Here is a 26,966-nt window from a genome sequence, read left to right on the forward strand (position 1 = left end):
ATTGTCCCTTTTTTCTTTTGATTCGCTTAATCTAGTTGCCAGTTGTCTCATCGTTACTCACATACTCTACTAACCAACAATCCTCATATACTCCCTCATGCAACTCATGTCGCGGTAGAAAAGATACCTTCTTAAATCCACATTTCTCATAACAACGAATCGCTCTTTTATTACGAGCTTGCGGATCCATTACGATGGCTTTTGCACCCAGCTCTCGAGTTAGATAATCGATCATGCAAGAAACCAGACGAGTTCCTACACCTTTGTTCCAATAATGAGTTTCACCAATGAATTGATCCATTCCCCATACATTTGTCTCTTTCCAATAACCAGTGCTTTTCTTTTCTTGATCGGTTAGAGGATAGAATTGAATATAGCCAATCGGCGTATCCTCATATTCTACGATGCAATTTTGATTTCGTTGATCTTTGTGGTTCATGTATTGTTTCCGTACCTGTTCAGGAGATTGTGGCTGATCTCTTCCCTCATAAAAATAAAGAACGTCAGGGTTTGTAAGCCACTTGGAGAGAATGGCTACATCGTCTTCGCTAACGAGTCGTATCGTAATAGGACCTGATTTTATCATCGTTTTTCTCCCTTCTACGCTATCATAGCAAGATATAAGAAAAGCAGGCACATCTACTTGCGATGTACCTGTATAAAAATAAATATATTTCTTATCTGCATTTCTTTAGTGATTCAAGTATTTGATGATACCTCTTTTCCAATGCTTCTTTTTCCTCTTCCTTTAAGGAAAGGGAGAGCCGGCTTATTACCTCAGTCAGCTCGTATTGTAATAGCATTTGGTCGGGATTTGGACCTGATAAGGAATTCGCTTTTTTCTTTTCTAGGTATTCCTCATAGGTTCCATCAAAACAAGTCGCAACTCCATCTTCTATTATAATGAGAAAAGTTGCTACGGCGGAAAGTAGTTGCCGATCGTGAGAAGAAAACAGGATGGTTCCTGGGTGAGAGATCAGCACCTTTTCTAATTCTTCTCGTGTCGAAATATCTAAAAAGTTGGTTGGTTCATCTAGTACGAGAAAGTTGGCATCGCTGAGAAAGATCTTTGCTAGTTGAACTCGTTGTTTTTCTCCGCCACTTAAGGAGGAGATACGTTGCCATATGATATCTCCCGGGAAGGAGAGTCGAGCAAGGATGGTGCGAATCATAGACTCTGTATACCGACTCTGTAGGCTCACATTTTCTAAAATGGTGTGATTCGGCTTTAGGCCTTTTGACTTTTGATGAAAGTAGCCAATTTTCGCCTGAGGAGAAAGTTTTACACCCACTTCTTGATTTACAACCATGTCTAATAAAGTAGACTTTCCTGCACCATTTTTCCCGATGACTGCTACCTTTGCACCAGTAGGGATCGAGCAGGTTAGCCCTTGAAAGAGCGAACGTCCCCCAATCGTTTTTGAAACGTTCTCCAGTCGAAGAGCAACTTTGCTTTCTAATGGATGATGATAATGTAAATCTAGGGGAATGGGTGATTGTTCCATTGACTTTTCTGCTTCTCCTAATTTCTCGATCCGACTCTCTATTGCTTTTACTTGTTTCTCTACTTTTGCCATCTGAGTCCCTTTCCCTGCTTTGTAAAGCCGGGCTTCAGACGTGCTCATACGTGTAGGGATTTTCCCCATTTGCGTAGCTTGTAGCTTCTTCCTTCTAGCTGCATCCAACAGACGTTTTTTCTCTTTTTCTACTTGTTGGTATTCAAACTGGATTCGATTGGTTGCCAGCTCTTTCTGCTCGAGATAGGATTGATAGTTTCCATTATAGATATGGATTTTTTCTCCATCGATCTCTAGTATCCTAGTACAGATGGTATTTAGCAGTGCTCGATCATGAGAAACGATGAGGAGAGTCCCAGGATAATGGATAAGCTCCTTTTCTAGCCATTGAACACCTTGTGTATCCAAATGACTTGTAGGCTCATCGGCTAATAGCAACGAAGGTTGTTGGCTGAGAGCCTGTGTAATCCTGCGCTTCGTCTCTTCCCCGCCACTTAAGAATGACTGATTTTGTTCCTCTTGCTTAATCCAAGATACCGTACCCTTCACGGTGAGACTTCCTTCATCGACTATTTCTTCATGACCCAACATGCGGAGCAAAGTTGTTTTCCCCGTACCGTTTCGCCCCGCGATGCCGATCTTCTCACCATGTCTAACTTGAAGCTTATCTATTGAAAACAGCAAACGATTTCCGAACCATTTCTTCAAGTTGTTCGCCTCTAAAATGAACATAAAAAATCCCCCTCCAAATAATACCCAAATCGGGCATTTTTTCGTTAGAGAGGGTTGAAAGGATGACAATGAATGCCAACAACAACCTACTCTAACGTATTTGTTTGTTGTACACGTACTGATTGTTGTTTGTTCATTGGTCACGTACCATCCTTTCGATTAGATAGAATGATTATACAATAGAGGATGAAAAAAAGAAAACGAATGAGAGGGGACAACAGAGATACGATGATAAATAATGAAGAGAATCTAGAACGCGCAAAAAAGTGGCTTTTACAGACCACGCATCCTCGTAGCACAATCCGATCCTATACTCCTTTATTAGGAGCTACATCCTCTTCTCTCTATAAAGTAGAAGTGGATGATGATACGTATGTTCTTCGTTTATATACGAATCAAGAGTGGAATGAGCAGGAACCTGATCTTGCCTTCCATGAAGCTAGCTCATTAAACAAGATGGGGAGTAGTTCCTTACAAACTCCTCAGATGATAGCAGTCGATGAAATGGGTGAGCAAGCTGGATACCCAGCCGTTTTGATGACCAAGGTTCCAGGTAAGGCTCAACTATCCCCGATGGATCAGAATGCCCTATCACAGTTAGCAAAAACATTACACTCTATTCATTCGATGGAGGTTGATTTTAAGTGGACGTACTCTTCTTATTATGAGATGGAGGCGCTTCAAGCACCTAAGTGGTCTTATCAGGAGAATGTATGGAAGAAAGCGATCGAATACACGAAAAGGGTTCAATCAGACTATACAGGGCAAGATGTTACCTTTATTCACCGTGACTACCATCCGATGAATGTGTTATGGGATGATCAGAAAATCACGGGGGTGGTGGATTGGGTAAATGCATGTATCGGCCCTCGTGGGGTAGATGTAGGTCACTGTCGATTAAATCTTGCACTCTTGTACGGAGTAGAAATAGCTGACCAGTTTCTACTCGAATATGAGAAAGTAGCAGAATCTTTCACCTACCACCCATATTGGGATTTACGAATGATCTTTGAATTCCTTCCAGGACCGCCAACGGTTTATCAAGGTTGGTTAGATGTCGGTGTGACAGGGCTAACAGATAGACGAATAGAACAGCGCTTCGAAGCGTATATGCGGAGTGTATGGGAGAGAATATAAAGTCTTATACTAGGATTTCCGTAATGTTTGAATACAAGTGAATGGATAAAAATACAGTAAGTAGATGAGAACACACGGAAATGAGTGTTGGGAGTGTACTGACTGATGCACGATTCACCAGATTCCTTCTTGCACAACGACCAAACATTTGGCAGAGTTAAAATTAACAAGAGAAACACGAAAACCAAATGAACACGCCAAATAAATGAGGAATCATCATGGTAGAGTTTAAGGAGATAACATCCCGAACCATTTTAACGCCAGCGAATGGTTCGCTAGGTGGAAGCCAGTTTACATTTACCCTAAACCCATACGTAGGCTGTGTATTTGGCTGTAAGTACTGCTACGTTAGGGAGATGCCAGCAGCGAAGTACCGAGAGGCTGAGTGGGGAGAGTACGTCGATATTAAAACGAATGCGGCGGAGTTGCTAGAGAAAGAGATTCGGAAGGCGAGAAAAAGAGGGACACCCGTATCCATCTTTATGAGTACTGCGACCGATCCCTACCAAGGGGTGGAAGCGAAAACGGGATTAACACGCTCCCTTCTCGAAGCGATGTTGTCCCAGAAGGATGAGATTGATTACTTGATGATACACACGCGATCTCCCTTAGCAAAGAGGGACATCGATCTTTTCCGTGAGTTTGGTCAGAAGATCATTGTGAGTATGACGATTGAAACGGACTTAGAGAAGATTAGAAAAGTATTTACGCCAAGCGCTCCACCTATTCCTGCGAGGCTGGCGACTCTGAGAGAGATTACGGAAGCTGGAGTACCCACGAGAGCTTCCATTTCTCCGATGCTTCCACTAAGTAAACATATAGCCAAGACGTTAAAAGAGGTAACAGCCCAAGTAGCATTGGATGATTTCTTTATGGGAGATGGGAGCCGCGGTAGGCGAACGGAGCGAATGAATATCAAGAATCTCTATGAACAGCTAAACCTGTTGCAGTGGTTTGAACGAGGAGCGTATAAAAAGGTACTCGTCCTCTTACAGGAAGAGTTCGAAGAAGTGGATGTATTTAATGAAATATAATGAGAGTAGCTAATTCGAATGGCATATGTCTATGGAATTAGCTACTTCACATCTACCATTGTTTTTCGATCGGAATAAATATTCATATATATAAATATTCATTAAAATATAATAGTATCTTTTATCAAAAAATACAATTTAGTCTATTGTGCATATTATAATTGTTATGTATACTTTAATTCGTCAGTAAGAAATTTTCCTTAGGGGGAGAGTTATGCTATCTCTACAAGCAACAGATTCTATACTCAATGGACTGAAAAGTATCGATATTCACGCAAATAACGTGGATGAATTAGTAAAACACGGGATTACTCATATTTTGGACAAAGGAGATCGGGTCTCAACAAGAGCTGGAGATGCTTTGCAAGCGTATGATGTGAACTATCTTTTGCTAGACTCTAGAGATCGGGTGCATACAGCTCGTCCTCAAGCAGTCAAATACTTTGCTAGAGAGCTATGTGCCTATTTCCAAGGAAGCCTAAAAGTGGATGGCGGATTATCTAAAGCTTCGAAATTTTGGAATCATCTAGCTGATCAGAATGGAAACATTAATTCGAATTATGGGTATTATGTGTTTTATCAGCCAGTTCCGGATGTAAAAATTAGTAGCCAATATGATTGGGTTATCAAACGCCTTTGTGATAACCGGGATTCAAGACGGGCTATTATCAATATAAATCAAGGTATGCACAAGACTGCAACAAAAGATTTCCCATGCACAGTGGCAATTAATTATTTCATTAGAGAGGGTTTTTTGTGTTCAAAAGTATTCTCTCGCAGTACAGATGTTATCACTGGTTTGCCATATGACATGGGCTTCTTTTCGTTTCTAACAGAGTTAGTCTATCAAGATTTAGTAGATAGAGGCGTACCAGATTTGAAGCTAGGTTATACCATGATGGCTAGTAACTTTACTCAAATCTATGACCGACATGCCGATAAAGCGCTGGATATTTCGGACAGCTTCGTGCTTCAAGAGTCTGTTATGATGCCAAGGATCACAAATGCAAGTGAAGTATTGGAAGATATCTACAACGGTACTTCAAACAGTGAAGTGATGAAGTGGGTTCACGAAAACGCGACGTAATGTAGATTGGAGATAAGTCATGAGAATCCTACTAACCTCAACCAATGAGGCCAAACAGAAAGCACTACAAAATATAGTAGATCGATTTTACGATCAGGCTACCATCGAAACGATTTCAGTTGATTCAGGAGTGTCTAAAACACCAACCAATGATCAGGAAGCGATTCAAGGCTGTTGGAATCGAATTGATCTAGCAAGAGAGATCAAAGGAGATTACGATGCCTATGTCTCGTTTGAAGGATTGATTTCCAATCATGAGTTCGGGATGTTCTTATACGGATGGTGCTTGTTTGTGGACGGTAAGAAAAACAAATACGGCTTAGGGGCTAGTTCTCAAGTGATGGTTCCTACATTTATCAGTAGCAAAATCTCGGCTGACGTAGAATTTAGCGACGTGGTAAAAGCGGATTACCCTTCGCCCCATCTTTCCAAGATGTCAGTGGTAGGAAGCAACGGTTTGTTTACCAATCTAAGCTATACGCGGGTTCAAGAGTTTGAGGATGCAGCTCTATGCGCGCTGGGATATCTTCATAATCCCACCAATGCAGGGGATCAACGCTTTGTACCTCAAAAATAAACAGGCTAGGATGATCAGAACATGGATCTAGTCATCAAAAACACTCATTTTCTGGACCGTCATTTTCAGATTCGCTTTGGTTCAATCGTGATGGAGAAGCAAAAGATAAAGCGGATTTTCTATAGCGAGTCGGAAGTGAATACCTTTTTAGCAGAGAGTAGCTTTTCAGGTAGGGTTCTAGATGGTGAGAATCTTGTATGCATTCCTGGATTGACGAATGCTCATCTACATCCGAGTAAAGATTTATATCGAGGTCTTTTCTTAGGACAATCACTCCCAACCATTCTCTCTTTGATTCACCAGCAAAATGGCCAAGAGTCAGACGAAGATCAGTACTGGGCCTCCTTGTACAGCTATAAGCGAATGATTCAAATGGGTGTTACCACGACGGGTGTGTTTACCAGCCGCTACGAACCTGACTTAAAAGCGGCCGAGGCATCCGGGATTCGTTGCTTTATAACGTATGCTGTCAATGAGAAGTGGAACGGTAATGGCGTATCGCCCCAAGTGATTTCTGATGAACAGGCATTTGAGCGAGTGGATCAATTCTTAGCAAGTGACAGAAGTGAACGCATTTCGTTGTCCATTGGGACTTCTTCCGAACTAACTTCGTCTCCTCAGTTTATGAAGGATCTCTACGAGGTGGCAAAGCGAAATGAAGTATTGTTTTCCCTGCATGTGAGTGAAGGGGAAACACAATCGAACAAATGCAAAGAAGTACATGGTTTACACAGTGTTGAATTTCTAAACAGTCTTAATATATTGACAGAAAACACTTTGTTAATTCATGCTTCTTTTCTAACTCCTAAAGAAGTCGAACTAGTAGCAAGCTTGCCTATAAAGCTAGTAAGCTGTCCATTGGCGAATGCCTTTGCACAGGCCGGATTGTTCGAGTTACTAAAATTGAGCGACGGAAAATGTAGCATAGGCCTCGGAACGGATGCTGGGATGATCAATCCACAAAATAACTTGATGGCCGATGCGTTATTCTCCTATTTCTCGCAACGTGTGATGAGTAGAGAAAGACAAGTAGACTTCGAGAAAATTTTCAAACTGATCACGGTTGATGGTGCTAAGGCGCTCGGTTTAGACCAAGTTGGCGTAATCGAAGAAGGATGGACAGCAGACATTGCTATCTTCTCCGTCCCAGAACAAGCTCCGATCAACGAATTTAATCCGTTGCTCCTAGTATCCGAGGTCCTGATGACATCATCGGCCAGATATGTCGTGATCGGCGGCGAACTCGTCATCGACGATTATAAGTTTAAGCCGACGGATGAAGAGTTTCTAAACCAGAAATTCTACAGCATCAAATCAAGACTCACGGCACCACTTATGGAGCATTTGAAAGAATTGGAGTCTGTTAATTAATGAGATATTCGAGTTAGACCGGGGCATGTATCTGCCCATAGCTCAAATAGTGAGTCTGCGAACACTAACATCGCAGTGGTCAGATACATTGCCCCTAGCCTAATCCTGTCTACTAATTAATCAACAGACTGATATGAGTAGTGGTTAATATGAATGAAGCAAGGGAGTCGAACACATTGAATCAAACTAAAAGAAAAATCATGATTGTCGAGCCAAACTGCTCAGGTGGCATTGAGCTATTGAAGAGTGCAAGAAGAATGGGCGCTGAAGTCCATGTTGTTACACATGAAGACTTATATCAGAAGAACTACCCAGCTGAGTTGAAAGAAATGATCGACTATACACTGTTTACGAACTTCTGCATTGAAGCAGAAGCGATCGCAGATATGGTTGCGTATAGCAAAAAAGTGGGAATTGAGGGAGTCGTAGCGGGTTTCGAGTTCGTGTCTGATATGACAGTGAAAGTAGCGAGCGAATTAGGACTACCTACTCATGATCCGCTTACATGTGAGGCACTTCGAAGAAAAGACTTGATGCATCAACGTTTTGTAGAGAATCAAGTTGCTTGTGCGAAGTCGATCATCGTTCAAAAGTGGGATGAGTGCACTGCGGCGGCGCTTGAACTGGGCTATCCTGTCGTGATTAAACCATCTTCCAATGCAGGATCATGCAGTGTTTTTAAAGTAAACTGTGAAGACGAGCTAAAGAAAGCATTTGAAGTGATTCGTGAGAATAATGTGGAGTTCCCTCACGGTATGCCTCTAGATGATCATATTTTGATCCAAGAGTTTCTATCTGGACCAGAGGTGAGTGTCGAAGTCGTTGTATTCAACGGTGACGTTAGCGTACTGGCGATTACAGATAAAACGACTACTTCTGGAAATTACTTTGCTGAGATTGGTCACACTCTTCCGTCTAACTTAAATCCTCGTGAGCAGAAGCTCATTATGGATATGACGAAGCTGGCTGTGCACTCTCTCGGATTGAAAAACGGGATTGGTCATGTTGAGTTGAAACTGACGCAGGATGGCGTGAAGATTATTGAGGTAGGGGCGAGAATGCCAGGGGATAAGATCCCGAATCTCTTATTACACGCTTGTGGAATTGATGAAGGCATCGTTTACATTCAAGCTTCGATGGGTCAATTTCCTGATGTGACACCAAGGAATCATCAGTTTGCGGCGATCCAGTTTATCACGAGTGATCGAGAAGGTGTGATCGAATCGATCGGTCGACTGGAGGAGATCCAGAACATTTCCTCAAACGGGGAGGAAGGGATCGTTGACATCGAGATTTATGTGGAAGAAGGGCAAAAGATTGGTGTTCCGATCAACAATATTGACAGAATCGGTCATATCATTGCCGTTTCCAATAGCTATGAAAGAGCAGCGATTTTATGTTCGGAAGCATTAGAAAAAATTGAATTGCAAATCGCTGAGTAGATTGTATTTTAGTTGAGTTGAGTTTAGTTAGACGATGAGGAGCGGAAAAGATGGATCAAGAGAGAAGAAAGATTATGATCATCGAACCCAATTGCTCAGGTGGCATCGAGCTATTGAAGAGTGCGAGGCGAATGGGTGTCCAGGTCCATGCAGTGACGCATGAAGACTTGTATCAACATAGCTATTCGGATGCAGTAAAGGAAATGATTGACTATACACTGTTTACAAACTTTTGTGAAGAAGTAGAAGCGATTGCAGAGATCGTCGCGTATGGCAAAAGAGTGGGGATTGAGGGGGTAGTAGCGGGCTTCGAGTTTGTGACCGATATGACGGTGAAAGTGGCCAGTGAATTAAATCTACCTACTCATGATGTGACGAAGTGTGCGGCGCTTCGCAGAAAAGATTTGATGCATCGGTATTTTGCGGAGTGCGAGGTTGCTTGTGCCAAGACAATCGTGGTTCAAACATGGGATGAGTGTACTGCGGCCGCGCTTGAAATCGGTTACCCTGTCGTGATTAAGCCATCTTCGAACGCAGGATCATGTAGCGTTTTCAAGGTAAACAGTGAACAAGAGCTAATGGAAGCTTTTGAAGTCATAAGGCAAAATAATATTGAATTTCCACATGGTATGCACCTAGATGATCACATCTTGATCCAAGAGTATTTATCCGGACAGGAAGTAAGCGTAGAAGTGGCGATCTGTGAAGGGGAAGTCAGCGTACTAGCCATTACAGATAAGATGACTACTACCGGTAATCATTTTGCCGAGATCGGTCACACTCTTACTTCCCATTTAGATGATTGTAAACAAAAGCAAATCAAAGATATGACGGAATCAGCCGTTCGCTCCCTCGGATTGAAAAATGGCATTGCTCATGTGGAAGTGAAGCTGACGAAGGACGGTGTGAAGATTATTGAAGTAGGGGCAAGGATGCCGGGTGGGAAAATTCCTTGTCTCCTCTTACACGCTTGCGGAATTGATGAAGGGATTGTCTATATTCAGACTTCTCTGGGGCAAAATCCGGATGTTACCCCTCGAAATAATCAATTCGCGGCTATCCGTTTTATCACGAGCGATAAAGAGGGAGTTATTGAATCAATTGGTCGGCTTGAGGAAATCCAGAAGGCTTCTTCGGATGAAGAGGAAGGCATTGTGGAGATCGAAATATATGCAAAAGAAGGGCAAAAGATCGGTGTCCCGATTAACAACATTGACAGAATCGGTCATATCATTTCGGTTTCTCATCGTTATGAAAGGGCATCTGCTTTATGTTCGGAAGCATTAGAGAAAATTGAATTGCAAATTGCTGAGTAGAGGTGGACATCGATGAGGATCGCATTTACTCGATCAGTAGATATCGGACAGGCGCAACCCTTTTTACGTTACATTAGCAAGTACGTTCAGAAAAATGAGCATCAGATAAAGCTTTTCTATACAGATGGTGAATGCAACGAAGAGATGTTTCCAGGTGAGATGGAAAAGGTTCCAGCGGATGTCTCCTGTGAAACACTCGTCGAAAAAATAGTGGATTGGAAAGCGGATGTCGTGATTTCGATTTCGCTTCCAGATGATAATAGTTTGCGTGATGCTTGTGTAAAGGAAATCTTAATGGAAAAGCATCAGATTCCGATGATTATGCACTCGATGGAAGCAACCGCGATCATGTGCAATAAGTGGGAAACAAAGGGCTTCTTACGCAATTTGGGATATGCCGTTACCGATGGATTCTTAATTCATGGTGACCTGATCAACGACCGGGGCATTCGTTACCACTCGTATCGTGATTTTATCTTTCATAAAGTGCAGAAAATGGGCTTCCCGATCATCGTCAAACCACTGTGGGATTCGATGTCATGCGGCATTCAGATTATGGATACGGTAGAGGAATTACGAGACTACCTAACCACGAATCCTCCAACAGCGGATGTTCTAGTAGAACAGTTTATCGAGGGAGAGCTATTTGGCATCGAAGTACTAGGGTGCGATGGGAATTATCGTTGCCAACCGTTGGTCAGAAAGTGCTCCAATTCAGTTCGGAATCTATTCCCATTTGACCACCTCCGATTTGCTCCATTTACCCATGAATCTTACCCGATTCAAGAATTAGAGGAAATGGTTTTAAATATTGCCTCTAAATTAGAGGTAAGTGGGTCGATCGACGTAGAATTAATATATAAGGACGGAATTTTTTACATCATTGAGATTAATCCTCGCATCTCAGGTATGACGAATTTGTCGTCGGCTGTTTCTGGGCATAATGCGTTCCAGTGCCTCCTTGAAATGGCAGAGGGTGAATGGGTAAACAAGCATCGTCTACCAAAGCAAGATCGTTTTGTAGCTGAGTTTCCGTTGGAAAATATAACGCCGGCCACTGCGGAGCGGATGCGGAATCGTGATGATGTGGTTTATGTAAGCTTTAACCGCTACCACGACGGAAGAACACAGTACAAGATGATGCTGAGCGCAGTAGATGCAGAAGATTGCTTCTTTAAATTGATGGGTTTAAATGAGGAAAATAAGATTGTTCCCATTCATATCATCGAGGAATTACGAAGCAGTATGACGTAATAAGAATATATGGGACTATGAATCCAATCTAGTCCCATATATTCATTGTAGCGAATTGAGGTGTAGTATGAAGAATCTCTTCAAGAATAATTTGCAACTATTTTTACTATCAGATTTAATATGTCAGTTTGGCGCTGGCATTACACTCGGAACCTTAAACTGGCTTGTACTCGACCACATGGGAAAGAATGAGCTGGTCAGTTTGGTATTCGGTGTAAACGTAGTTTGTGGATTGTTGATATCATTCTTTTCTGGATTGATAGTCGACCGTTTTGATAAGAAGGCAGTTGTAATCTGGTCAAATGTGTTTCGGATTGCTTTGACACTGATTACGCTGTTGTTGTTTTTATTTACAGGTTTCCACTATAGTTACGTGTTCCTTTTAGCGATTAGCAATGGAATCGGGTGGAATATTTACTTTCCAGCTACTAAGGCGCTCTTGCAAAGCATTACGGCAAAAGGGGGCAATGTCCTAAAAGGAAATTCAGGCGCGGAAATCGCGATGCAAGTAGGGATGTTCTCAGCAGGTGCGGTTGGAGGATTACTCTATAAAAAACTAGGATTTAATTCCATTTTGATTATCAATATTGTGATGTTTATCATCGCAAGCTTGTTAGTAAAACTCATCTCAGTTGAGACAACGGCAGCGAAAACGGGATTAAAATTGGCTAATCTAAAAGAAGACTTTGTCAATGGATTCAAGTATTTCCGTCATCGTTCGGCGATCTTCTTACTCGGAATTACGATGTTTATCCCATTTGTAGCGGCGGGCCTGATCAATGTATCGCTTCCAGGCTACGTGAGCACCTTTTTACATGAGGATTCTGTGAAATTCGGGCTGATTACCATGTGTTATGGGATTGGGGCCTGTATCTCTGGTTTGATTATTATGAATCTCTCTTCTAAAATCTCACGAAAAGGGTTAGTGCTGGTTGGGTTTATCATCGCGATCCTCTGCGGGGGACTCATGTTTGTGAATCATAGTGTTGCAGTCGCCTGTTTTATCAATATGATGTTTGGGTTCTGTGGTTCGGGGATTCGAATCATTATGTACTCAGAAGTGATGGAGAAATTGCCACCTGAGTACATCGGACGGGCGATGTCGATCTGGAATGTGATCGGGATGTCCCTACAAATCGGTTGTACGTATGTAGTAGGGAAATCGATGGATGCATGGGGTGCGCAATACGGCTTTTTAATTTTATCAAGTGTGATGACGCTTGGTTTCATCATCTATAGCCTCTCTTATCGAATGGATAAGAAGAGTAGTAGCAGTAGCACAATGGCTGGATAGGGGGAACAGATATGATTGCGAAGCTCAAAGAAGAAAGCCCACCTTTAATTTGTTGCTTTTGCGGTGCTAGAACAGGTAACGATCCCATGTGGATGGAACAAGCTGAGATAGCAGGAAGGAAGCTAGCAGAAGCTGGCTTTGGTATCGTGTATGGTGGCGGTACCATAGGCATGATGGGGAAATTAGCGAACGAAGTGGCTGTTGGTGGTGGCAAAGTCGTAGGGGTCTTGCCCGAGTTTCTCAGGCACCAAGAAGCAGAGGGCGGTGCACTCGCTTCTACGATCTTTACGCAGAGCATGCATGAGCGAAAAAATACGATGTATCAATTAGCATCTGGCTTTTTGGCTATGCCGGGTGGAATTGGTACCTTTGATGAATTATGTGAAACGATTGCATGGTTAAAGATTGGAATACACGACGCCCCTCTTTATATATGGAATATCCATCATTTCTTTGATCCGTTTATCCAGTTGATTGATAATTTGAAGCATCACGGATTTTTGAATGATGATGATATGACCAAAGTAAAGATTGTCGATGACATTGATACAATTGTTTCTTCATTAAAAGTAGCAATTCCCGTTCATAAATAGTAAATTCCCTTGATTTGGCGGAGGTACAACAATGAAAACGAATCAAAATATAGTGATTATGAACAGATGGAGCGATGATTACGGGAACTATGCGATTCTCCTTGACCATCATCAAAATAATGTTTCCTACATCGTAAATGCGGGTGGTGCAGTCTATCTAGACAATCACCCCGAGATCCCCAACTATGCACAAGTGGTTACCGATTTGAAAGATGTAGAGGAAGTAAGTTCGGCAATCGATAATATCATCAGTCGATTTGGGAAGATCGATGTTCTCATTGCCTTGTCCGAAAATGATATTTTAGTTGCAGGGAAAATGAGAGATCGTTATGCGATCAAAGGTCTCAGTTTACAAGATACTCTACGATTTATTGATAAAATTGAAATGAAGAAGAGTTTTGTGGGTACGAAGGTTGCGATTCCGCGATATCTGGAGGACCTAACAGAGAAAAGTTTGCTTGATTTTGTATCTGAGACTGGATTTCCTGTTGTGCTAAAGCCGAGAACAGGGGCTGCTAGTGCAGGAGTAAAAATCATACCGGATATGGAACAACTAGAGGCTGCGATGAAAGAGATCGATATTCATACCTATGAGTGTGAGGAGTATATAGAAGGTCCTATTGTTCATATAGATGGCATTATGAAAAATGGCGAGCTTGTGTTTGTTAAAACGTCTCGCTATCTAAACACCTGCTATGACTATACGCTAGGAAAATCAGTTGGCTCCATCATTATTTCTGACGAACAGAGATCGAAGAAATTTGGAGACTTTGCTGAAGAGGTGATGAAAACACTTAGGCTGGATAACGGTGTGTTTCATCTAGAGGCGATTCTGCGTGAGGGAGATGAGCCTGTATTCCTAGAGCTGGGTGCACGTCAAGGTGGCGGAGAAGTGGTGCCACTTATGAGACTTTTATATGATGTGGACTTAGTAAGGGCCCTCTTCCAATCCCAACTGGGTGAAGAAATTGAAGTATCCCCTAGAGAAACACCTTTTGTATCAGGGTTCTTGTTAGTCCCTGAGCCGAAAGAGGTTCCTTGTAAAGTGGTGAAGGTATCTAAAGTAGAAGGCTTATCAACTCTATCTTATCAATATATTCCAGAAGTAGATTCTATTCTCGATGGTAAAGGCGGGTACTATTTTAACGCTGGTAAATTTGCCTTTATTGGCCGTGAAGAAGACATCGAATCGGATCTTCTCCGAGCGATGAACGAATATGAAATCGTAACAGAGCCAATCGCATAAAAAGGAAGACACCTCTTTGTTTCGGTTGATTTTTACTAACCATTTCGAAGTGGGTGTTTTTTCTTTTTATATGGAAAATAAAAAAACTGAATGGCCACTCATTTTTGTGTTACAATGGAACCAATTAGTAATGGTAAGATTATATATAGTTGCTGTAAATGAAATGTTTTGAAAGGAGCGAGCTAGCAATGTCTACGTTACAAATTTTCAATATCATTGCACTTATTGCTGTAGCTAGTTATGCGTTTTACTTGTTTGGTTACGTGATTTATCAACGTTATCAGTATATTCGATTGGGCAAACCAATTGAATTCCAATTGAACTTTGGAGAACGTTTCCGTGAGATTATGATTAATGTCTTTGGGCAAAAGAAGCTTTTTAAAGATATGAAAAGCGGAATTATGCACACCGTTATGTTTTATGGGTTTATTATTATTCAATTCGGTGCGATTGATCTTTTTTGGAAGGGCTTACAACCAGGTGGACATCTGCCCCTTGGTCCTGTTTATGGAGCTTTCACTTTCTTGCAAGAAATCACAACGTTCCTCGTGCTTGTCGCCACGATATATGCGTTTCATCGTAGGTATGTGGAGAAACTTGCACGCCTGAAGCGAAATTTTAAATCAGGTCTGGTTATCATCTTCTTAACTTCGTTGATGTTTTCGATCCTGATGGGTGGCGCGTTTGAACAAATCGCTCTCCAACATCCATCTAGCTGGGCAACACCGATTTCATCTATGTTGGCAGTGCCGTTTTCAGGACTATCTGAAGGTGTAGCAGAGGCGGTATTCTATGTGTTTTGGTGGATGCATGCACTGGTACTCTTTACTTTCATGGTGTATGTACCGCAATCGAAACACTTCCACTTATTAATGGGACCTGTAAACGTCTTTATGAAGCGCCAACAACCACCCGGTAAACTCTCGTTAATCAATTTTGAAGATGAGACAGTAGAAGAGTATGGAGTCGGGAAGGTTACTGATTTTAACCAAAAACAATTGATTGACTTATATGCCTGTGTGGAATGTGGCCGTTGTACCAATATGTGCCCTGCTTCTGGGACCGGTAAGATGTTATCCCCGATGCAGTTGATTGTGAAGCTGCGAGATCACCTAACAGAACAAGGTGCGGCAATTACACAAAAAGCGCCATGGGTACCGCAAGTTGCTTTTTCCAGTGCCAACCAAGCAGCGTTGGAGGTAGCGGTTGGAGAGAGCGGTCCTGCGATGATTGGAGATGTCATTACAGAGCAGGAAATTTGGGCTTGCACCACTTGCCGTAACTGTGAAGACCAATGCCCCGTTATGAACGAGCATGTAGATAAAATTATCGATATGCGCCGCCATCTTGTGATGACACAAGGGAAGATGAGTGCAGAAGCAGGTCGTGCTTTCTCCAATATCGAGAAGCAAGGAAACCCATGGGGAATTAGTAAAAAAGACCGTGACAAATGGGCGGCAGATGCAGTAGTGCCTGTACCAACGGTAAAAGAAGAGAAAGAATTCGAGTACCTATTCTTCGTAGGCTCCATGGGTGCTTATGATATGAGAAGCCAAAAAATTTCTCGAACCCTCGTGAAACTCTTGACTCAAGCGGGCGTGAAGTTTGCGATTCTCGGAAACAAAGAGAAAAACTCGGGTGATACACCGCGCCGTATGGGGAATGAGTTCCTGTTCCAGCAATTGGCGGAAGACAATATCAAACAGTTTCAAAAGAACAATGTCAAGAAGATCATTACCATTGACCCACACGCTTACAACACGTTTAAAAATGAGTATCCAGACCTTGGTTTGGAAGCGGAAGTGTATCATCATTCCGAAGTATTAGCAGATCTCATCTCAGACGGGCGTCTCGTCCCAAGTAAGACAGTGACTGAGCGTATTACCTATCATGATTCCTGTTATCTCGGACGCTATAACGATATCTACTCCGCTCCACGGTTCATCTTAAGTAAGATTCCGGGGATCGACTTGGTAGAGATGAAGCGTAGCTTTGAGGATGCGATGTGTTGTGGTGCGGGTGGTGGCATGATGTGGATGGAAGAGCACGAAGGAACGCGTGTCAACGTTGCACGTACCGAGCAAGCACTCGAAACCAAGCCGACTATGATTGGTAGCGCTTGTCCTTATTGCCTCACCATGCTGTCTGATGGAACCAAAGCAAAAGAAGTTGAAGAGTCGGTTCAAACACTCGACGTCGCTGAGATACTTGCTCTTTCCGTTGAATTTACGATTGAGCAAGAAGAGCAAGCCTCCTAATAAGACTATAGACAAACTGAGAATATTCATAAGTTAGGGGTGAACACCATGCATGTACGCAAAATTTCCGATAAGGGGCAAATCGTAATCCCAAGTGAGATCCGTCGAAAGTTAGAGATGAATGAGGGAGATCAGATCGCTTTTATCGAGACGAAAAAGGGTAATCTTTTGTTGGTAAATGTGAATAAGATTATGATTGATGAGGTGCAGGAGCTTTGATGAGCCCGTCTAATGTTTACATGACAAGGGCAAAAGCAATTGATTAGCCTGTTGGAGCAATCCCGGGGCATGTATCTACCCACAGCTCAATAGTAAGCCCGCGAAGATGTGGAAAAGCAAGTCCGCTTCGTCTATCGATGCTTCGGGCAAGTGGCAAAACTCGCAAAGAACGCTCAAACATTGCCACAAAACGCCCTAGCTACGAAGGACTACGCTAAGTAGGCTTACTAACATCGCAGTGGTTAGATACATTGCCCCCAGTTTGTTTTATTTGTTGCTTAATCAATAGGCCCTCTATTACCAATATGCCAAAATCACTTTCTTTGTCCCTTTCTTTACTCTTTTAAATAGTCAATATTACTATGTTTTCTTCCTTATTAGATCGAATCGAAATACTATTGTAAATAAAAATGCAATCCTGTATCCTTAGAACTGTAAGCGTTTGCATATTTGTTGCAATCCGAAAATGAACGAACGCTCGGTCAAGGAAAACCATTGGGAATTCATCTGGAGGTGTATGTTTGTGAGAGAAACAGTAATCTTAGGTGGAGCTCGTACTCCATTTGGTAAATTTGGTGGGGCATTAAAAGATCAAACAGCTGCTCAGCTAGGCGGAGTGGCAATTCAAGGTGCACTGGAACGTTCGGGAGTGGCAGCGGACCAAGTAGAAGAACTGATTATGGGAATGGTGCTACAAGCAGGTGCTGGGCAGATTCCGTCCCGTCAGGCGGCTCGCCATGCAGGCCTTCCTTGGGAAGTGCGAACGGAGACGATTAATAAAGTATGTGCTTCCGGGATGAGAAGTGTAACTTTATCGGATCAAATCATCCGTGCAGGCGATGCGGAGGTTATGGTGGCAGGTGGTATGGAGAGTATGAGCAATGCTCCTTACATGCTCCCACAAGGTCGGTTTGGGATGCGTATGGGCAATGGTCAAGTTTTGGATGCCATGGTGCATGATGGCCTGTGGTGTGCTTTCCATGATGTTCATATGATTGTGCACGGTAGCGCAATTGCGAAAAAATACGAGGTTAGTCGAGAAGAGCAAGATGAATGGGCGGTTCGGAGTCATCAATTAGCCGCAGCGGCGATGGATGCAGGCAAGTTTGCTGATGAAATTGTGCCGGTTCACGTGAAATCCCGCAAGCAGACGATTGTGGTAGATCAGGATGAGGCGGTTCGGCGTGATACAAGCTTGGAAGCGTTGGCTAAGTTAAAGCCAGCTTACGTGGCAGACGGTACGATTACGGCAGGAAATGCACCGGGTGTGAATGATGGAGCAGCGGCAATGGTACTGGCATCTCGTGAGAAGGCAAAAGAGTTAGATGTAGAGCCAATGGCAACGTTGTTAGGACATGCGGCAATCGGACTAGAGGCACCTGATTTCCCGATCACACCAGCGTATGCTGTTCAGAAATTATTGAAGAAACATAATCTCACAATAGATCAGATTGATTTGTTTGAAATGAATGAGGCGTTTTCGGTAGTAGCTCTTGCTAATGCCAAAATCCTTGGCGTAAATCCAGATAAGATCAATGTAAATGGAGGAGCTGTTGCCCTCGGTCATCCGATTGGAGCCAGTGGCGCCCGCATTATTCTTACGTTGATTGAGGAGCTAAAACGCCGTGGCGGTGGCCTTGGTGTAGCAGCGATTTGTAGTGGAGCGGCGCAGGGAGATGCTGTATTGGTTCGAGTAGGTTAAGTGGAGGAGGGACTTTTATGTCAGTAAAATATGTGACGGTCATTGGTGCAGGCCAGATGGGAAGTGGAATTGCTCAGGTATTTGCCCAATCGGGATTTGAAGTGACTCTATTAGATCAACAGGAAGCGTTTGTACAGAAAGGCTTGTCTTCGATCCAAAAAAAACTAGGGCGCCAAGTGGAGAAGGGGCGTAGTACGCAAGAAGAGATGGACTCCATTTTAAGCCGAATTATGGGTACGACGGATCTGAAGACGGCTGCTACGAAAGCTGATTTAGTGGTAGAGGCCATTATTGAACAAATGGAGGCAAAGGTTTCGTTATTCCAGCAACTAGATGAACTTTGCCCGGCGCACACCGTGCTTGCGTCCAATACTTCTTCTCTACCGATTACCGAAATTGCCGCAGTGACGAAACGTCCAGAGAAAGTGATCGGCATGCACTTTATGAATCCAGTTCCGGTGATGAAACTTGTGGAGATTATTCGCGGTCTTGCGACGGATCAAGAAACGTATGACTTGGTTGAACAACTATCTAGGGAATTAGGTAAGCATCCAGTAGAGGTAAATGATTTTCCGGGCTTTGTGTCAAATCGGATTCTAATGCCGATGATCAATGAAGCCATTTATACCGTTTATGAAGGGGTGGCGACACCAGAAGCGGTGGATGATGTGATGAAACTGGGGATGAATCATCCGATGGGCCCTCTCACATTGGCTGATTTTATAGGGCTTGATACCTGTTTGTACATTATGGAAACGTTACATGAAGGATTTGGAGATTCCAAGTATCGTCCGTGTCCCCTTCTTCGCAAATATGTAAAAGCAGGCTGGTTAGGAAGAAAAAGCGGCCGTGGATTTTACGTATACAAGTAAGATAGTTGGGAGTGAGACAGATGCGATTTTCGTTTACAGAAGAACAAATTTTATTGCAGCAAATGGTACGCGATTTTGCTCAGAAAGAAATCGCGCCAGAAATCGAACGGATGGAGACAGAGGACCGTTTTCCACTTGAAGTGATACGCAAGATGGGGGAATTGGGATTAATGGGGATCCCGATTGCCGAAGAGTGGGGTGGATCGGGAGCAGACTTCGTCTCGTATATCCTAGCGATTGAAGAGATTTCGAAAGTGAGTCCAACTGTAGGGGTTATCCTCTCCGTGCACACCTCAGTGGGAACGCTTCCTCTTTTGCGATATGGAACGGAAGAGCAGAAACGGCGTTATATCCCTAAGTTAGCTAGTGGAGAGTATATCGGTGCATTTGGTCTAACAGAGCCTCAGGCTGGATCCGATGCAAGTCAACTTCGTACGACAGCTAAGCGTGTGGGTGATGAGTACATTTTAACGGGAAACAAAATGTTTATTACCAACGCACAAGCGGCCGATTTATACACTGTTTTTGCTGTAACCGATCCGGGTCGAGGGAGCTACGGTATCTCTGCTTTCCTTGTACGGAAGGATACTCCGGGATTTTTAGTTGGGAAAAAGGAGCCGAAAATGGGGCTTCACGGTTCCAATACGTGTGAGTTGATATTAGAAGAAGCGCGGGTTTCAGCAGATCATCTGATCGGCCGTGAGGGGCAAGGGTATGAAATCGCTTTGGCTAATCTAGCTAGCGGTCGTATCGGAATCGCGGCACAGGGCTTGGGAATTGCACAAGGCGCTTATGCGGCGGCAAATGCCTATGCGAAGGAACGCAAACAGTTCGGGAAACCGCTTAATGCATTACAAGCGATTCAATTTAAATTAGCTGATATGGCGACTCAGATTGAAGCGTCGCACCTGTTAGTTTACCGTGCGGCTGAACTCGTTTCACAGAAGTTGCCTTGTAAAAAAGAGGCATCTATGGCGAAGATGTTTGCGACGGATACGGCGATGAAAGTTACGACAGAAGCGATTCAAGTGTTTGGTGGGTATGGGTATTCTCGGGAGTATCCGGTTGAACGTTTCTTCCGGGATGCGAAGGTGACGCAGATCTATGAGGGAACGAATGAGATTCAAAGGATTGTAATTGGGAATGAGATTGGGAAGTAGGAACAGACAACTCGAAATGATAAAACCTAACAAAGGGTGAACAACATGCAATTCCGTCTATCAGAAGAACACGAAATGATGCGCCAAATGGTCCGCGATTTTGCCGAAAAGGAAGTAAAACCAAGTGCCGCAGAACGCGACGAACACGAGATTTTTGACCGCTCGATCTTTGATAAGATGAGCAAATTGGGCATGGCAGGAATCCCGTGGGGAGAGGAATACGGCGGCGTTGGTTCGGACTACCTTAGCTATGTGATCGCAGTGGAAGAGCTATCCCGTGTATGTGGCTCTACAGGTGTTACGCTATCGGCTCATATCTCCCTTGCTAGCTATCCAATCTTCACATTTGGAACGGAAGAGCAAAAACAGAAGTATCTCAGACCGCTTGCAGAGGGTACGAAGCTAGGAGCATATGGCTTAACAGAACCAGGTTCAGGATCAGATGCTGCCGCGATGCGTACGACTGCTACGAGAGACGGCGATGATTACATTTTAAATGGAAGTAAGATTTTTATTACCAATGGTGGGGATGCAGAGATTTATGTCGTCTTTGCTGTTACGGATGCCTCGCTCAAACATAAGGGGATTACTGCATTTATCGTTGAAAAAGGAACCTCTGGTTTTTTGATCGGGAAGAAAGAGAAGAAGCTAGGGATTCGTGCGTCTGCGACAACGGAGATTATTTTTGAAGATTGCCGAATTCCGAGTAGTCAGCGTCTGGGAGCTGAGGGAGAGGGCTTTAAGATTGCGATGAAGACGCTAGATGGCGGACGAAATGGAATCGCGGCACAGGCTGTGGGGATTGCTCAAGGAGCATACGAGGAAGCACTTGCTTATGCGAAGGAACGGAAACAGTTTGGTAAGCCACTTATTGCACTACAAGCGATTCAATTTAAACTAGCTGATATGGCAACGAAGATCGAAGCGGCCCGTCTGCTTACGTATCAAGCGGCGTGGCTCGAAGCACAAGGCCTTCCGTACGGCAAAGCATCTGCGATGGCGAAGTTATTCGCAGGAGATACAGCGATGGAAGTGACGACTGAAGCGGTTCAGGTTTTTGGCGGATATGGCTATTCCCGCGAGTATCCAGTGGAGCGCATGATGCGTGATGCGAAGATTACCCAGATTTATGAAGGAACGAACGAGATTCAACGTGTTGTTATCGCTAAATATATTTCGAACGAATAAGAGTGATATCAGATGAAAGATTGGATCGAAGGCATCAAAAATCGTGAAAGAAGGGCGATTGCGCGAATTATCACCTTCTTAGAAAATGATCACGCTGACTCAGAGTTTTTGGTACAAGAGTTGGAGCGACTAGCAAAAAAGGCATATGTTATTGGGATTACAGGCCCTCCCGGAGCTGGAAAGAGTACGTTGATTGATTGTTTGATCACAACACTCCGAGAAAAGGACCTACGCGTGGGGGTTATTGTAGTAGATCCAACAAGCCCCTTTACCGGAGGAGCAATTCTCGGGGACCGTGTCCGAATGGTTCGGCATGCGCTGGATGAGAATGTATTTATTCGTAGCATGGGGAGCCGTGGGAGTCTCGGTGGTCTTTCTCGTGCTACCAAAGATGCGGTTCGTGTACTGGATGCGGCTGGCTTTGATGTGATCATCGTAGAGACTGTGGGTGTGGGGCAATCGGAGCTAGAGATTATGCACCTAGTGGACAGTGTGGCTCTGGTTGTGCATCCGCATAGTGGCGATGTGGTACAGGTGTTTAAAGCAGGTGTGATGGAGATTGCCGATTTGTACGTGGTGAATAAAGCGGACATGTCGGGAGCGGCGAAGATGGTTGCCGAAATTGGGCAATATGTACATTTAACCCATGATCAAACCGAGTGGAACCCAACGGTATCTCAGACGATTCCGATACAGGGAAAGGGAGTCGTTGAATTATGGGAGCAATTTCAACACCATCGCGCCTTTTTACAAGAAAGTGGTGAAGGAATTCGTCGCCGTAAGGAGCAAACGGTTCGCGAGGTAAAAGAGAGAATTGCCGCCGAATTTCAAGCTTATCTCGAGCAATGCATTCAGGAATCTACTTTTCAAGAGCAGATGGAAGAGGTTTGGCAGGGGGCAAAGTTGCCTCATTCATTTGCTCGTGAATGGATCAAGAGTCACTTGATTAGACGGGATCGGGAGGGGATTTAGTGATTAAGAAGCAAGAAGTTATTCCCTCTATGATTAAGAACCAGAGACTTGTACAAGAGCGCCGGCAACAGATTGTAGAAGGAGCGGTTAGGCTGTTTATCGAGAAGGGATTCCATAAGACAACCACCCGCGAGATTGCCCGTGAGTGTGGTTTGTCGATTGGGACGATGTATGAATATATTCAGTCCAAAGAGGATGTTCTCTATCTCGTTTGTCACTATATTCACTCCTTATTACTCGAGAAACTTCATTCCATTTCTTCACATCATCTGACGGCCAAAGAAATGCTTGCCTCGAGCCTTACTCAGTACTTTCAAATCATGGATGAACTACGTCCATATGTCGTACTAATCTATCAAGAAACGAAATCTCTTCCTAGCGAACAGATGAAACTAGTACTAGCGAGAGAAGAAGAGATTACGCTCTTCTTCGAACAGATGCTAGTTAGAGGGATCGAAGATGGTTCCTTTCAGATCCCACCCTCCTCTGTTCGACTAACAGCACACAATATCGTCGTACTCGGGCAGATGTGGGCTTTTCGCCATTGGGCACTCAGAAAAATGTACACACTCAAAGAATATACAGAAAAACAAGTTTCGCTATTAATGATAGAGATACAAGGGGTGAGACGATGATGGAAACCGAGATTATACGTCCCAAGCATGCTGTCCGATTCTTAACAGCTGCCAGTTTGTTTGATGGTCATGATGCTTCGATTAATTTAATGCGTCGTTTGCTTCAAGATTCAGGTGTCGAAGTGATTCATCTGGGGCATAATCGCTCGGTAGAAGAGATTGTCAGAGCGGCGATTCAAGAGGATGTGCAAGGGATTGCGATTTCGTCCTATCAAGGTGGGCATGTAGAGTTTTTTAAATACATGATCGACTTGCTCAGACAAGAAAATGCCGACATCAAAGTATTTGGCGGCGGTGGTGGTGTCATCATCCCGCGTGAGATTGAGGAACTGGAAGCGTATGGCGTGACGAAAATCTTCTCTCCACAAGATGGCCGGGCTTTAGGGTTACAAGGGATGATCAATTTCATGGTTCGTGAGACGGATTACCCATCTGTCCAAGAGCCAAATTGGTCGAGGGAATCTCTCGTGCAAGGTGATTTCCAAGCCGTAGCTAAGGCAATTTCGTATGTAGAGCAGACATTTGAACAACGAAATGTGCTAAGTGAGGCGGCGGCAACATTATCTAAAAGTTGGCTAACAGATTTATTACCTGCTAAGAAGCATATCCCTATTATCGGGATCACCGGTACAGGTGGAGCCGGAAAAAGCTCGCTAACCGATGAGTTGGTACGTCGTTTTCTCGAGGATTTCCCAGATAAGAAAGTGGCGATTCTCTCGATTGATCCATCGAAGCAGAAGACAGGTGGCGCACTGCTTGGCGACCGGATTCGCATGAACGCAGTCCATCACCCGCGGGTTTATATGCGTAGTTTGGCAACGCGTAAGACTCGTACCGAGCTAAGTGGAGCGATTCAAGAAGCGATCCAAGTCGTGAAGAGTGCTGGTTATGACTTAATCATTGTGGAAACAAGTGGGATTGGGCAAGGGAATGCCGATATCGTTCCAATCAGTGATCTATCGATCTATGTGATGACGGCAGAGTTTGGCTCCCCTTCCCAGCTAGAGAAGATTGAGATGCTAGATTATGCAGATCTCATCGCAATTAATAAGTTTGACCGTCGAGGCTCCTTGGATGCATTGCGTGATGTGAAAAAGCAGTATCGACGAAACCACCATCTCTTTCATGCGCCTGAGGAAGAAATTCCAGTCTACGGTACGATGGCCTCTCGTTATAACGATCCTGGAACCAATCTATTCTATAAAAAGATGGTTGAATCGATCGGTGCGAAGTGTGATGTGGATTGGGTCTCGACGATTGATATACCCGTTGGTGTCAGTCAGCTAGAGTATATTATTCCGCCAGAGCGAATCCATTATCTAAGGGATTTAGCCCAGACCGTTCGCAAGTACTATGAAGACGTTGAGCAACAAGCAAAAGTAGCAACGGAACTCTATCAGCTATATGGAACTCGAAATCTACTTGCTACTCACTCGATTGAAAGAGAAGTCGTACAAGGAATCGAGCAGGTCACCCAGCAAAAAGAGCTAGAGTTGTTGCCATACAATAAAAAAATGCTAGACGAGTGGGATCAGCTCCAGTCGATGTATCGTCAAGATTTCCTAGAATCTAAAGTAAGAGACCAAGTCATCCGAACTCCTTTATACAACGAAACCTTATCCGGTAGTAAAATTCCGAAGGTCGCTCTGCCACGCTTTCAGGATTGGGGGGAGCGTTTGCGTTGGTTGTTAAGAGAAAACGTACCAGGTCAATTCCCATATACAGCGGGTGTATTTCCTCTGAAGCGAGCAGACGAAGATCCGAAGCGACAGTTTGCTGGCGAAGGGTCTCCTGGTCGTACCAATCGACGTTTCCACTATTTATCCAAAAATGATACGGCCAAACGCCTCTCTACCGCTTTTGATAGTGTGACGCTTTATGGCGAGGACCCAGCAGAGCGTCCTGATATTTACGGCAAAGTAGGCGAATCAGGTGTTAGTATTTGTACCTTGGACAACATGGCGGAACTCTTTTCCGGGTTTGATCTTTGTGCTCCTAACACCAGCGTATCGATGACGATTAATGGTCCTGCACCGATTATCCTAGCCATGTACCTAAATGCGGCGATTAATCAACAGGTTACCTTGTTTACAGAGCGAGAAGGTATAGAGCCAAGCGAAGAGGAACGGAGTCAAATTCGCGAATTTACTCTGCGTACTGTAAGAGGAACCGTGCAGGCAGATATTTTAAAAGAAGATCAAGGTCAAAACACATGCATCTTCTCTACCGAATTTGCTTTAAAAATGATGGGCGATATGCAAGAGTTTTTCATTCAAAATCAAGTGCGCAACTATTACTCGGTTAGTATTAGTGGTTATCACATTGCCGAAGCAGGCGCCAATCCCATCTCCCAGCTCGCATTCACTCTCGCCAATGCGTTTACCTATGTCGAGTACTACAAGAGTCGCGGGATGAGTGTGGATGAGTTTGCCCATAATCTTTCCTTCTTCTTTAGCAATGGACTGGATGCAGAGTATACCGTTATCGGCCGTGTGGCTCGCCGTATCTGGGCGATTACGATGAAACGTCTTTACGGCGCAAATGAACGAAGCCAGAAGCTGAAGTATCATATCCAGACCTCTGGACGCTCGCTTCATGCCCAAGAAATTGATTTTAACGATATTCGTACTACACTACAAGCGTTGATGGCGATTTATGACCAATGTAACTCCCTTCATACCAATGCGTATGATGAAGCGATCACTACGCCGACAGAAGAATCGGTACGCCGTGCCATGGCGATTCAGATGATCATTACCAAAGAACTCGGATTAGCTAAAAACGAAAACCCACTGCAAGGTGCCTTCATCATCGATGAATTGACAGATCTAGTGGAAGAAGCCGTATTGCAAGAGTTTGAACGAATTAGCGATCGCGGCGGGGTATTGGGAGCGATGGAAACCCAGTATCAACGTAGCAAGATCCAAGAGGAATCGATGTATTATGAGATGAAAAAGCACTCTGGAGAATTGCCTATCATCGGCGTGAATACATTTGAAAATCCCCATCCACCTGAAGAGACAGAGATTGAACTATCTCGGGCAGATAGCAGCGAAAAAGAATTACAAGTCGCTCACGTACAGAAGTTCCAACAACGCTATGCTTCCGAAGCTACCATAGCTCTGCAACGTCTCAAAGAAGTGGCTCGTCACAATGGTAATATCTTCGCGGAGCTTATGAACACGGTTCAAGTTGCTTCACTAGGGCAGATTACGTCTGTGCTTTATGAAGTAGGTGGTCAGTACCGTCGTAATATGTAGGGATTGAAAATGATTTGATTAGCCAAATATTGAATTCTCTTTTGCCTGATGGTTACGCTGTCAGGCAATTTTTTGTCTTCTAGTAAGTGATTCAGCTGCT

The 26,966-nt window shown here is 43.8% G+C and carries 23 protein-coding genes; 20 read left to right on the top strand and 3 right to left on the bottom strand.

The annotated features are described in order from the left end of the window. Window positions 1-31 precede the first annotated feature (31 nt). Window positions 32-586, bottom strand: coding sequence for a GNAT family N-acetyltransferase (locus EDD57_RS04180; protein WP_131848229.1), 555 nt, complete (start codon window positions 584-586; stop codon window positions 32-34). A 91-nt stretch (window positions 587-677) separates the two neighbouring features. Next, window positions 678-2,249 carry a ribosomal protection-like ABC-F family protein gene (gene abc-f / locus EDD57_RS04185; protein ID WP_131848230.1) on the bottom strand — a complete coding sequence of 524 codons (1,572 nt, stop codon included), beginning with the start codon at window positions 2,247-2,249 and terminating at the stop codon, window positions 678-680. A 186-nt stretch (window positions 2,250-2,435) separates the two neighbouring features. Here abc-f and EDD57_RS04190 point away from each other — a divergent pair, with 186 nt between their 5' ends. The 13 genes from EDD57_RS04190 to EDD57_RS04250 all read left to right on the top strand — a co-directional run bounded on the left by EDD57_RS04190 (window position 2,436) and on the right by EDD57_RS04250 (window position 17,077). Further along, complete coding sequence (locus EDD57_RS04190; RefSeq protein ID WP_131848231.1) at window positions 2,436-3,386, top strand: aminoglycoside phosphotransferase family protein; 951 nt, start codon at window positions 2,436-2,438, stop codon at window positions 3,384-3,386. 218 nt (window positions 3,387-3,604) lie between these two features. After that, window positions 3,605-4,420 (top strand): SPL family radical SAM protein, encoded by an 816-nt coding sequence (locus EDD57_RS04195; RefSeq protein ID WP_131848232.1) that lies wholly within the window; start codon window positions 3,605-3,607, stop codon window positions 4,418-4,420. 214 nt (window positions 4,421-4,634) lie between these two features. Further along, window positions 4,635-5,507, top strand: coding sequence for a thymidylate synthase (locus EDD57_RS04200; RefSeq protein ID WP_131848233.1), 873 nt, complete (start codon window positions 4,635-4,637; stop codon window positions 5,505-5,507). 19 nt (window positions 5,508-5,526) lie between these two features. Next, entirely contained in the window at window positions 5,527-6,084 is a 558-nt protein-coding gene (locus EDD57_RS04205) for an inosine/xanthosine triphosphatase (RefSeq protein WP_131848234.1), read from the top strand. 21 nt (window positions 6,085-6,105) lie between these two features. Then, window positions 6,106-7,455 carry an amidohydrolase family protein gene (locus EDD57_RS04210; protein ID WP_131848235.1) on the top strand — a complete coding sequence of 450 codons (1,350 nt, stop codon included), beginning with the start codon at window positions 6,106-6,108 and terminating at the stop codon, window positions 7,453-7,455. A 176-nt stretch (window positions 7,456-7,631) separates the two neighbouring features. After that, the gene (locus tag EDD57_RS04215; protein ID WP_165873663.1) at window positions 7,632-8,897 is read left to right on the top strand and encodes an ATP-grasp domain-containing protein; all 1,266 of its coding nucleotides are present in this window, start codon (window positions 7,632-7,634) and stop codon (window positions 8,895-8,897) included. A 50-nt stretch (window positions 8,898-8,947) separates the two neighbouring features. Continuing rightward, a complete protein-coding gene (locus tag EDD57_RS04220) occupies window positions 8,948-10,213 on the top strand; it encodes an ATP-grasp domain-containing protein (RefSeq protein ID WP_131848237.1) in 1,266 nt (421 codons plus the stop codon). Window positions 10,214-10,225: 12 nt separating this feature from the next. After that, a complete protein-coding gene (locus EDD57_RS04225) occupies window positions 10,226-11,467 on the top strand; it encodes an ATP-grasp domain-containing protein (protein ID WP_131848238.1) in 1,242 nt (413 codons plus the stop codon). Between the two features lie 67 nt (window positions 11,468-11,534). Further along, the gene (locus tag EDD57_RS04230; RefSeq protein ID WP_131848239.1) at window positions 11,535-12,761 is read left to right on the top strand and encodes an MFS transporter; all 1,227 of its coding nucleotides are present in this window, start codon (window positions 11,535-11,537) and stop codon (window positions 12,759-12,761) included. Window positions 12,762-12,772: 11 nt separating this feature from the next. Then, the gene (locus tag EDD57_RS04235) at window positions 12,773-13,354 is read left to right on the top strand and encodes an LOG family protein (protein WP_131848240.1); all 582 of its coding nucleotides are present in this window, start codon (window positions 12,773-12,775) and stop codon (window positions 13,352-13,354) included. A 31-nt stretch (window positions 13,355-13,385) separates the two neighbouring features. After that, on the top strand, window positions 13,386-14,600 hold the full coding sequence (locus EDD57_RS04240) for an ATP-grasp domain-containing protein (protein WP_131848241.1): 1,215 nt from the start codon (window positions 13,386-13,388) through the stop codon (window positions 14,598-14,600). Window positions 14,601-14,788: 188 nt separating this feature from the next. Next, window positions 14,789-16,858 carry a (Fe-S)-binding protein gene (locus EDD57_RS04245; RefSeq protein WP_131848242.1) on the top strand — a complete coding sequence of 690 codons (2,070 nt, stop codon included), beginning with the start codon at window positions 14,789-14,791 and terminating at the stop codon, window positions 16,856-16,858. A 48-nt stretch (window positions 16,859-16,906) separates the two neighbouring features. Continuing rightward, a complete protein-coding gene (locus EDD57_RS04250) occupies window positions 16,907-17,077 on the top strand; it encodes an AbrB/MazE/SpoVT family DNA-binding domain-containing protein (RefSeq protein WP_083426531.1) in 171 nt (56 codons plus the stop codon). Window positions 17,078-17,120: 43 nt separating this feature from the next. Here the strand turns inward: EDD57_RS04250 and EDD57_RS14310 are convergent, their stop codons facing one another. Then, window positions 17,121-17,258 carry a hypothetical protein gene (locus EDD57_RS14310; RefSeq protein ID WP_165873664.1) on the bottom strand — a complete coding sequence of 46 codons (138 nt, stop codon included), beginning with the start codon at window positions 17,256-17,258 and terminating at the stop codon, window positions 17,121-17,123. A 342-nt stretch (window positions 17,259-17,600) separates the two neighbouring features. On the opposite strand from EDD57_RS14310, the gene EDD57_RS04255 reads away from it, so the two are divergent. Genes EDD57_RS04255 through icmF form a run of 7 tightly spaced genes read left to right on the top strand, consistent with a single transcriptional unit; the run spans window position 17,601 to window position 26,866 of the window. Continuing rightward, on the top strand, window positions 17,601-18,779 hold the full coding sequence (locus EDD57_RS04255; RefSeq protein WP_131848243.1) for an acetyl-CoA C-acetyltransferase: 1,179 nt from the start codon (window positions 17,601-17,603) through the stop codon (window positions 18,777-18,779). A 17-nt stretch (window positions 18,780-18,796) separates the two neighbouring features. Beyond that, on the top strand, window positions 18,797-19,651 hold the full coding sequence (locus EDD57_RS04260) for a 3-hydroxybutyryl-CoA dehydrogenase (protein WP_131848244.1): 855 nt from the start codon (window positions 18,797-18,799) through the stop codon (window positions 19,649-19,651). Between the two features lie 20 nt (window positions 19,652-19,671). Beyond that, window positions 19,672-20,811: an acyl-CoA dehydrogenase gene (locus EDD57_RS04265; protein WP_131848245.1), complete on the top strand. Its 1,140-nt coding sequence runs from the start codon at window positions 19,672-19,674 to the stop codon at window positions 20,809-20,811. A 45-nt stretch (window positions 20,812-20,856) separates the two neighbouring features. Then, window positions 20,857-21,999: an acyl-CoA dehydrogenase gene (locus tag EDD57_RS04270; protein ID WP_131848246.1), complete on the top strand. Its 1,143-nt coding sequence runs from the start codon at window positions 20,857-20,859 to the stop codon at window positions 21,997-21,999. A gap of 12 nt (window positions 22,000-22,011) precedes the next feature. Further along, window positions 22,012-22,971, top strand: a complete 960-nt coding sequence (meaB, locus tag EDD57_RS04275) for a methylmalonyl Co-A mutase-associated GTPase MeaB (protein WP_131848247.1) — start codon at window positions 22,012-22,014, stop codon at window positions 22,969-22,971. Then, window positions 22,971-23,606 (top strand): TetR/AcrR family transcriptional regulator, encoded by a 636-nt coding sequence (locus EDD57_RS04280; RefSeq protein ID WP_131848248.1) that lies wholly within the window; start codon window positions 22,971-22,973, stop codon window positions 23,604-23,606. Before meaB ends, EDD57_RS04280 begins: the two co-directional genes overlap by 1 nt. Then, the gene (gene icmF, locus EDD57_RS04285) at window positions 23,606-26,866 is read left to right on the top strand and encodes a fused isobutyryl-CoA mutase/GTPase IcmF (RefSeq protein WP_131848249.1); all 3,261 of its coding nucleotides are present in this window, start codon (window positions 23,606-23,608) and stop codon (window positions 26,864-26,866) included. The genes EDD57_RS04280 and icmF overlap by 1 nt, the downstream gene beginning before the upstream one ends. Window positions 26,867-26,966 lie beyond the last annotated feature (100 nt).

This window comes from Baia soyae (assembly GCF_004341445.1).
GTDB lineage: Bacteria > Bacillota > Bacilli > Thermoactinomycetales > Thermoactinomycetaceae > Baia > Baia soyae.

What these genes read in the sequence shown, in the direction of transcription:
- EDD57_RS04180 (WP_131848229.1), bottom strand. Translation starts at nt 586, where the DNA reads ATGATAAAATCAGGTCCTATTACGATACGACTCGTTAGCGAAGACGAT.
- abc-f (WP_131848230.1), bottom strand. Translation starts at nt 2,249, where the DNA reads ATGTTCATTTTAGAGGCGAACAACTTGAAGAAATGGTTCGGAAATCGT.
- EDD57_RS04190 (WP_131848231.1), top strand. Translation starts at nt 2,436, where the DNA reads ATGAAAAAAAGAAAACGAATGAGAGGGGACAACAGAGATACGATGATA.
- EDD57_RS04195 (WP_131848232.1), top strand. Translation starts at nt 3,605, where the DNA reads ATGGTAGAGTTTAAGGAGATAACATCCCGAACCATTTTAACGCCAGCG.
- EDD57_RS04200 (WP_131848233.1), top strand. Translation starts at nt 4,635, where the DNA reads ATGCTATCTCTACAAGCAACAGATTCTATACTCAATGGACTGAAAAGT.
- EDD57_RS04205 (WP_131848234.1), top strand. Translation starts at nt 5,527, where the DNA reads ATGAGAATCCTACTAACCTCAACCAATGAGGCCAAACAGAAAGCACTA.
- EDD57_RS04210 (WP_131848235.1), top strand. Translation starts at nt 6,106, where the DNA reads ATGGATCTAGTCATCAAAAACACTCATTTTCTGGACCGTCATTTTCAG.
- EDD57_RS04220 (WP_131848237.1), top strand. Translation starts at nt 8,948, where the DNA reads ATGGATCAAGAGAGAAGAAAGATTATGATCATCGAACCCAATTGCTCA.
- EDD57_RS04225 (WP_131848238.1), top strand. Translation starts at nt 10,226, where the DNA reads ATGAGGATCGCATTTACTCGATCAGTAGATATCGGACAGGCGCAACCC.
- EDD57_RS04230 (WP_131848239.1), top strand. Translation starts at nt 11,535, where the DNA reads ATGAAGAATCTCTTCAAGAATAATTTGCAACTATTTTTACTATCAGAT.
- EDD57_RS04235 (WP_131848240.1), top strand. Translation starts at nt 12,773, where the DNA reads ATGATTGCGAAGCTCAAAGAAGAAAGCCCACCTTTAATTTGTTGCTTT.
- EDD57_RS04240 (WP_131848241.1), top strand. Translation starts at nt 13,386, where the DNA reads ATGAAAACGAATCAAAATATAGTGATTATGAACAGATGGAGCGATGAT.
- EDD57_RS04245 (WP_131848242.1), top strand. Translation starts at nt 14,789, where the DNA reads ATGTCTACGTTACAAATTTTCAATATCATTGCACTTATTGCTGTAGCT.
- EDD57_RS04250 (WP_083426531.1), top strand. Translation starts at nt 16,907, where the DNA reads ATGCATGTACGCAAAATTTCCGATAAGGGGCAAATCGTAATCCCAAGT.
- EDD57_RS14310 (WP_165873664.1), bottom strand. Translation starts at nt 17,258, where the DNA reads ATGTTTGAGCGTTCTTTGCGAGTTTTGCCACTTGCCCGAAGCATCGAT.
- EDD57_RS04260 (WP_131848244.1), top strand. Translation starts at nt 18,797, where the DNA reads ATGTCAGTAAAATATGTGACGGTCATTGGTGCAGGCCAGATGGGAAGT.
- EDD57_RS04265 (WP_131848245.1), top strand. Translation starts at nt 19,672, where the DNA reads ATGCGATTTTCGTTTACAGAAGAACAAATTTTATTGCAGCAAATGGTA.
- EDD57_RS04270 (WP_131848246.1), top strand. Translation starts at nt 20,857, where the DNA reads ATGCAATTCCGTCTATCAGAAGAACACGAAATGATGCGCCAAATGGTC.
- meaB (WP_131848247.1), top strand. Translation starts at nt 22,012, where the DNA reads ATGAAAGATTGGATCGAAGGCATCAAAAATCGTGAAAGAAGGGCGATT.
- icmF (WP_131848249.1), top strand. Translation starts at nt 23,606, where the DNA reads ATGGAAACCGAGATTATACGTCCCAAGCATGCTGTCCGATTCTTAACA.